The organism is Bradyrhizobium genomosp. I (2014) (genome assembly GCF_000261685.1).
Lineage (GTDB): Bacteria > Pseudomonadota > Alphaproteobacteria > Rhizobiales > Xanthobacteraceae > Bradyrhizobium.
In genome coordinates, this window is the sequence record NZ_AJQE01000054.1 from 1 (window position 1) to 7,058 (window position 7,058).

The window sequence follows — 7,058 nt, forward strand, 5'->3', positions numbered from 1 at the left end:
CCCGCCGCTCAGGGCCGCACCGACCTGGAACCCGAGCGAAGCACCGCTGTAACGCAGCCGCGCAGTGAACAGCTCGGAGTACCAGGGCGCGCCGATGCCGAACATGACCATTTGACCGAAGGTGATCGCGACCACGATGGTGCAGACGACGATGGCCGGATCGCGGGTGTCGAGCAGCCAGAACAACGGGAAGGCAAACAGCGCCGAGAACAGGCAGCTCGCATGGAACATCGTCTTGCGGCCGACCAGGTCGGACAGCCAGCCGAACAGCGGGATAGCGAGCAGCGCGACCAGCGATGCGGCGAACGCCCCATTCAGCACCACCGCGCGCGGCAGGCCGAGATTGGCGGTGGCATAGGACATCACGAACACACCACCGATGCTGGCATAGGCGATCTCGGAGATCTTCAGACCGACCGCGGTGAAGAACGGCCGGCGGTGATGCCTGAAGATCTCGAGCAGTGGCAGGCTTGCGACTTCCTTCCTGGCCTGGACCTGACGGAAGGCGGCGGTCTCCTCCATGTTGAGGCGGATGTAGAGCCCGACGCCGACCAGGAAGATCGAGACCAGGAAGGGGATGCGCCAGCCGTAAGCCATGAACTCGCTCTCCGGCAGGCTCGCCACCAGCGCGAACATGCCGATCGCGGCGAGATTGCCAATGGGATTGCCGACCTGCACCATGCTGCCGAGCAGGCCGCGGCGGCGCGTCGGGCAATTCTCGACCACCATCAGCACAGCGCCGCCCCATTCGCCGCCGAGGCCGATACCCTGGAGAAAGCGCAATCCGATCAGCAGCAGCGGCGCGGCAATGCCAATCTGCTGGTAGGTCGGAAGCAGGCCGATCAGGAAGGTGCCGATGCCCATCACCATGATCGTGATCGCGAGCATCGCCTTGCGGCCGACCCGGTCGCCGTAATGGCCAAAGATCGCAGCTCCGAGCGGCCGCGCCAGAAATCCGATGGCGTAAGTGCCGAAGGCCGCAATGGTAGCGAGCGCGGGGTTGCCGGCGGCGAAGAAGACCTTGTTGAACACCAGCGCGGTCGCCGTGCCATAGATGAGGAAGTCGTACCATTCGACCGCGGTGCCGATCACGCTCGACCACACGATCCGTCGCAAGCTCGCCGCCTCGTCCGGCGCTACGTTCAGGGTTACGTCGTCTGCTACGGTCATCGATCTCTCCAAAAGGTACCGGCGCCTGGGAAAAGCAGTTGGTTCGGTCGCTGCGCCCATCGGCAGCCGCGACGGTAAAAATCGATCATGTTTACTGTAGGAAATCAACGCCACGGAACGCGGCAAATGCCGACGATCGCGGCACGACGGACATTTTGCACTTAAATTCAGCGTTTTTTTGCGTTATACCAATTCAACTGCTCATATTATCCGCGCCATTGCTCGAAATTTCTGCTCATAAGTTTTCCAATGGAATACGTTTGCGGGCGACCGGCGCGGGCCTTGCCGGCCGCCGGGCTGGCAGTCTGGCGCCATCCGTTGCAAAACAGCTTCAGCAGTACGGGAGACTCATGCGTGCTTGACGTCAGCAAAGCGACAGCGGTCGGGGCCAACATCCGCCAGGCGCGGATCGCCAGGGGCCTGACGCTGGACCAGCTTGCGAAGCAAAGCGACCTCACCCGCGGCTACATCTCGCTGGTCGAGCGCAACCTCAAGATTCCCTCCCTCGCAGCCCTGCTGCGGATGGCCGCCGCGCTCGAGGTCAATGTCGCCAACTTCTTCGACCCGAACGCCGAGCCGGCGCCGCGCTACACGCTGTTCCGCCGCCAGGACGGCAATGTGCCGCTGTTCCAGGACACGTTTGGCGTGGTCCCGCTGGCGACCGGTCGCACCCGCAAGATGATGGAGCCTTTTCTGCTGAGCCCGCCGCACAAGGCGGCCACGCGCGCCTCGCATGCGGGCGAGGAGCTGCTGTTCGTCATCAACGGCAGGATCGCAATCAAGCTCGATGGCGAAGAGCTCGTCCTCGGAAGGGGGGATTGCCTGTATTTTTCAGGCGAGACGCCACACGAGGTCAGGAGCCTCGGCCGGCAGAAGGCCGAAGTGCTGGTCGTCGTGGCCCAGACTTCCTGACGCCCGGCGTCGGCAAATAGCCTACCGGAACCAGAAGAAGCGTCCCTGTGACGGTGGGATCGACTCCGGCGGCCGCAGCCGCTTCGGGCGTGGCGGCCTTGGCGCCGGCTCCGCAGCCGAAGTGGTCTCCGCAGCGGGGGCGGTCTCGCTGCCCGGCACCTTCACCGACAGCAGCAAGTTCGATTCGTGCATCCGCCAGCGATAGCCGACGCCGAAATCGATCGGCTGGGCGCGCGTGAACAATTCGGCGTAGCGCTGCTGGTAGCGGCCGGGGAATTCGTCGATCGGCCCGAGATAGCGGCCGAATGGGAAGAACCGCCATTGCCGGGCACTGTAGTTTGCGAGCGGAATGCCGGAATCGTCCTGGATGATGGTGGCACTGTTGGCAAGCAGCCAGTCGCGCACGACGGAGAAATTGCCGGAGTGCAACAGGTAGGAGGCACTCTTGAGCAGGCTGTTGCCGGGTCCGAGCGTCTCGCAGAACTTCAGGAAGCCTGCGGCGCGCGCGCCGGAATTGGATAGATCGGTCGAGAAATAATACAGCGTGCGCGCTTCCCCATCGCTGCCCGCAAAGGTGATGCGGACGCCGCGCGTTGCGTTTCGTCCCGGATTGTCGCCAGCCGCGTGCATCCCGCCCCTGTCGTCGAGCGCGACCGTCTCGACATTGCGGATGGTCTTGCCGGAGCGCGCGAGGAAGACATAGAGGATCGGCAAGGTGCCGTTGACCTGGTTGGTATGCAGGTCGACCTTCATCTGCTTGGTGATGAAGAAGGAGAAGCTCAGGATCGAGCCGAGCGAGCGCTCGACATTGTAGAGCGCGGCGCTCACCGAGCCGCGCGGGAGCCGTGTCAGGTCCGGCACCGCGCCGACCGGCTCGAGCGCGCCGAGCACGTAGGTGCTGGCCTTGGGATAGAAGGCGTTGGCGTAGAGGAAATCCGGGCCGCTGAACATGTAGAACATGGTCGGCCGCGGCGCGGCCAGATTGACGTCGACCCAGCTGCGGATCTTCGAGAGCTGGCGCTGCTCGAGCTGAGCGAAAGCACCGTCGAAGAATTTTGCGTGACGCTGCCAGCCCGGGTCCTTGGTGAGCGGCACCAGCGGCGAGTCCGCCGAAGGCTGCATGCCCGCAAGAAAGCGCGCAGTATCGTCGAAAGTGACCTCGGCGGCGTGCACGCACGAGACGGCCGCGGCCAGGAGGGCGAGAGCGACGGCCGCAATTCTCAGGGGTCGGAGCATGTCTATTCGCGATGCGGTGAATCGGCAGCGGCGGCCGGCCGCCTGCGGAAGACGGCATAGATCAACAAGCCCGAGAGCATGACGAGCATCCCCGACAGCGACTGCACCGGCCGCTCGGTCAAGAGGTAATACATCATGAACCCTGTCACGAGCAGGAAAACGAGCGGCGTGAACGGGTATCCCCAGGCGCGATAGGGCCGCGGCAGGTCGGGATCGGTGATGCGCAGCTTGATGACGCCGGCTACCGTGAAGAACGAGCAGAACAACAGCGCGAACTGGATGAAGTCGAGCACCGCCTCGAAGCTGCGCGTGAACAACAGCAGGTTGGCGATGGCGAGCTGGAGCAGGACGGCATAGGCCGGCGCGCCGCTCACCGAGCGCTTCGAAAACACGCGCAGGGCCGCAATGTCCTCGCCCATCGTCATCATCACGCGCGGCCCGATCCACATCATCGCACTGATCGAGGAGATCAGGCCGACGCAAATCATGGCGCCGACGATCCGGCCGCCGAGGTCGCCGAAGATGGCGCTGCCGGCGACGCTGGCGACGTCGAGCTGGCCGGCAAGCGCACTCACCGGCGTGGAATAGAGAAAGACCGCGTTGAGGGCGACGTACAGCACGAGCACGATCAGCGTGCCCGCGAGCAGCGCACGCGGCAGGCTCTGCTGCGGCGTGCTCATCTCGCCGATAATGTAGGTCGCGGCATTCCAGCCCGAGAACGAATACATCACGAAGACGAGGCCGATCGCGAACGGCGCGCTGACGATGTGGGCGAGATCGCCCGGCTGCGGCGTGAAGGCGATCGGCTGCGGCACGCCGATGACGAAGCCGGCGACCAGGAAGGCGACGATCAGCACGACCTTCAGGATGGTCGAGATCAGCTGGAAGGTCGAGGAGTGCCGGACGCCGGTCAGTTGCACGAGCGAGACCAGCCATACCACGCCGATGGCAAGCGGGATCGGCGGCAGATCGGGCACGACCGATTTGGCGTATTCGCCGAACGCCATCGCGGCGAGCGCGACCGGTGCCGCGAAGCCGACCGTGGCGGACACCCAGCCGGCGAGAAAGCCGAAGGCCGGATGATAGGCGCGGCCAAGGAAATTGTACTCGCCGCTCGAGCGCGGAAACATCGCGCCCAATTCGCTGTACGCGAACACCCCGCACAGCGCGACGATGCCGCCGACCGTCCAGAGCAGCAGGATCGAGAAGCCCGACGGGATGTCCTTGACCTGGAAGCCGAGGCTGGTGAAGACGCCGACCCCGATCATGTCGGCCACGACGATGGCGGTTGCGACCGGAACGGAGACCCCGGCCCCGCTCCCGGTCAGCCGGCCAGTCCAGGCTGCGGTTCCCGCATCTGATGCCGTCATCGGGGTCCTTAACCTCAGGCGTCTCGCCTCGTGGGCCCATCGTGCAGTTTGGCCCAGTCAATTCAAGCAGGGTTAACAAGGGTTAAATGAGGCAACGAAAGCGGGGTAACGAAACACCGTCCGGGCACCCTTTTGAAGAATGACGCTGGATCTGCCCGGAATTACCGCTGCCCTTCCCCACAATCAGGACACGATTGCATGGTCCTTTTTGAGCGTTCCGGATGTGGGGAAGTTTCTCCGGACGCTTAACGTCGCCTAAACGCCAGTCGGCTCAATTGTCTTAAAGATGTGCCGACGGACTTGATGTCGTGGCTTGGGGTCATGGGTGGATGTTCGGGGCCGTTCCGAGACTGAGAGCTGACACCCGTGCCGACCGGACGCCGTCCGGTCGGCACGGTCGCGCGCTCCGGCTCGGCTTGATCTCAGCCCTGGTGCCGTTGTCGCTGACGCTGGCTCAATGCGGCAGGGCACCCGATCCGGCGACGCTCGCGGCGAACTCTCAGGCCAACGTGCAGGTCGTCGCCAAGACCAATGCGCGGGTGGCAAGCGGCGACACGTTCGAGGATCGCTTCCCTGCCCCGCAATTCAGGGAGCGCTTCCCTTCGGCGAGCGAGAGCTTCCTGCAACGGCAGATGTCGGACTTCTCGCCCAAGCGCGCCATGCAGCAGCCGCCTCAGCCGGAGCAAGCGCCCTACAAGGTGGCCTCGCTCGAGCCGCAAGTCCCCTACAAGCGGCCGCCCCGTGAGGATCTGACGACGCTCGTCAGCATGAAGTCGTCGGCCTTTCCCTATTTCGGCAACAACCCCGCCTCCGACGCCCCCTTCCTCAACATCTCCAAGGGCGACCGCCGCGGCCACCGCAGCTATTCGGGGCGCGTCTACTGGCAGGACGAGACCTACAGCGACAGCCGCGTGCTGGTGCACGTGCCCGAGCATTTCGACGTGCGCAAGCCGGGCGTGATCGTGGTGTTCTTCCACGGCAATGGCGCGACGCTCGAACGCGACGTACGCGACCGCCAGCTGGTGCCCCGGCAGATCACCGATTCCGGCGCCAATGCCGTGCTCCTTGCACCGCAAATGGCGGTCGATGCCGCCGATTCCAGCGCCGGCAAGTTCTGGCAACCGGGCGGCTTCAAGCGCTTCATGGCGGAAGCGGCCGACCATCTCGCCCGCATCACCGGCGATCCCAACAGTGCGCGCGCTTTCGCCAACATGCCGATCGTGATCGTCGGCTACAGTGGCGGCTTCCTGCCGACGGCCTGGAGCCTGGAGGTCGGCGGCATCAGCGACCGCGTCCGAGGCGTGGTGCTGCTCGACGCCGTCTACGGCGAAATGGACAAGTTCGCCTCGTGGATCGAGAGCCACCGTTCCGGCTTCTTCGTCAGCTCCTACACCCGCTACACGGCGCGGCGCGACCGCGAGCTGATGGGCATGCTGCGGGAGAAGGGCATCGGCGTCTCCGAGGACATCGACGGGCCGCTCCGTCCCGGCAGTGTGGTGTTCGTGGAGACCGGCGATGGGATCACCCATCGCGACTACGTGACACGCGCCTGGACGCGGGATCCGCTCAAGGACGTGCTGGTGAAGATGTCGGCAACGCCGTCGCTCGCCCTCACGCGCGTCGCCTCCACCAATCCATCCGGGTCGAGCCGTTAGGCCGATATTACTCACCTCGATCGGCGACTGAGCCTGGCGGGTATCAGTTCTTGGGGAGCTTCGGAATGCTCTCGGCAAAGCCGTTGAAGCAGGCCAGCCGCTCGTCCTCTTCCTTGAAGAACCGGCAATCGGCGTAGCCCTTGGCCTTCGCCGGCTTCGGCTTCGGCGCTGGCGGGATCACGGCGTCGTAGCAGTTGAGGCGATCCTTGGTGCCGTCGTCGATCTCGAGGCAGGCCTGGAGCCGGACGGCGATCGACTGCGGCTTGCCCTTCGCCGCCGCGGCGGGCTTGGCCGCAGCCTCTTTCGCCCCCTTGGGCCTGACCTGGACCAGCGGCTTGTCCCCGACCATCGGTGGCTTCTCGGTTTGCGCAAATGCGGAGGCTGAATAGAGCACCGCGGCAACCGCCAGAATCATCCTCATCTCAGTCAACTCTCTTTGGTCCCCATGACCGGCCTTCTAGCGCCCTCGCGCGCGGTTTGCCAAGCACCTTGCGCACACCAGCGCGGGAGTCAGGCCGTAGCGGCGATCGGACGGGGCCGGGTCAGGACCACCAGGATCAGCGCCAGCACGACGAAACCGACCGCGACGAAGCCGAGGGTGCGCAGGAGCTCGCGGGCAAACAGCAGCCCGCCGACGGCGGAGCCGACCGCCTGTCCGATATAGAGGACGGACGTATTGAGTGCGACGGTCGCCGATGCCAGCGGCGGCGCAGCC

Annotated in this window: 6 protein-coding genes and 1 pseudogene; 2 read left to right on the plus strand and 5 right to left on the minus strand. The window is 64.9% G+C overall.

Annotated elements, in window-relative coordinates:
* Positions 1-1,170, minus strand: a 1,170-nt coding sequence (locus tag IC50_RS06155) for an MFS transporter (RefSeq protein ID WP_035701796.1), incomplete at its 3' end; no start/stop codon positions are given.
* Positions 1,171-1,524: 354 nt separating this feature from the next.
* Here IC50_RS06155 and IC50_RS06160 point away from each other — a divergent pair.
* Positions 1,525-2,082, plus strand: a complete 558-nt coding sequence (locus IC50_RS06160) for a helix-turn-helix domain-containing protein (RefSeq protein WP_035701808.1) — start codon at positions 1,525-1,527, stop codon at positions 2,080-2,082.
* 21 nt (positions 2,083-2,103) lie between these two features.
* Here IC50_RS06160 and IC50_RS06165 read toward each other — a convergent pair whose 3' ends face one another.
* Positions 2,104-3,318: a hypothetical protein gene (locus tag IC50_RS06165; RefSeq protein ID WP_085973595.1), complete on the minus strand. Its 1,215-nt coding sequence runs from the start codon at positions 3,316-3,318 to the stop codon at positions 2,104-2,106.
* A 2-nt stretch (positions 3,319-3,320) separates the two neighbouring features.
* Positions 3,321-4,688 (minus strand): APC family permease, encoded by a 1,368-nt coding sequence (locus IC50_RS06170; protein ID WP_035701799.1) that lies wholly within the window; start codon positions 4,686-4,688, stop codon positions 3,321-3,323.
* Positions 4,689-5,017: 329 nt separating this feature from the next.
* On the opposite strand from IC50_RS06170, the gene IC50_RS06175 reads away from it, so the two are divergent.
* Positions 5,018-6,343 carry an alpha/beta hydrolase gene (locus tag IC50_RS06175; protein ID WP_035701801.1) on the plus strand — a complete coding sequence of 442 codons (1,326 nt, stop codon included), beginning with the start codon at positions 5,018-5,020 and terminating at the stop codon, positions 6,341-6,343.
* A 43-nt stretch (positions 6,344-6,386) separates the two neighbouring features.
* Here the strand turns inward: IC50_RS06175 and IC50_RS06180 are convergent, their stop codons facing one another.
* Positions 6,387-6,764: a hypothetical protein gene (locus tag IC50_RS06180; RefSeq protein ID WP_035701803.1), complete on the minus strand. Its 378-nt coding sequence runs from the start codon at positions 6,762-6,764 to the stop codon at positions 6,387-6,389.
* An 89-nt stretch (positions 6,765-6,853) separates the two neighbouring features.
* Positions 6,854-7,058, minus strand: a pseudogene (locus IC50_RS06185) (MFS transporter); the annotation flags it as partial.

Excerpts from the sequence above, each read along its gene's own strand:
- IC50_RS06165 (WP_085973595.1), bottom strand. The coding sequence starts at position 3,318 with ATGCTCCGACCCCTGAGAATTGCGGCCGTCGCTCTCGCCCTCCTGGCC.
- IC50_RS06170 (WP_035701799.1), bottom strand. The coding sequence starts at position 4,688 with ATGACGGCATCAGATGCGGGAACCGCAGCCTGGACTGGCCGGCTGACC.
- IC50_RS06175 (WP_035701801.1), top strand. The coding sequence starts at position 5,018 with ATGTTCGGGGCCGTTCCGAGACTGAGAGCTGACACCCGTGCCGACCGG.
- IC50_RS06180 (WP_035701803.1), bottom strand. The coding sequence starts at position 6,764 with ATGAGGATGATTCTGGCGGTTGCCGCGGTGCTCTATTCAGCCTCCGCA.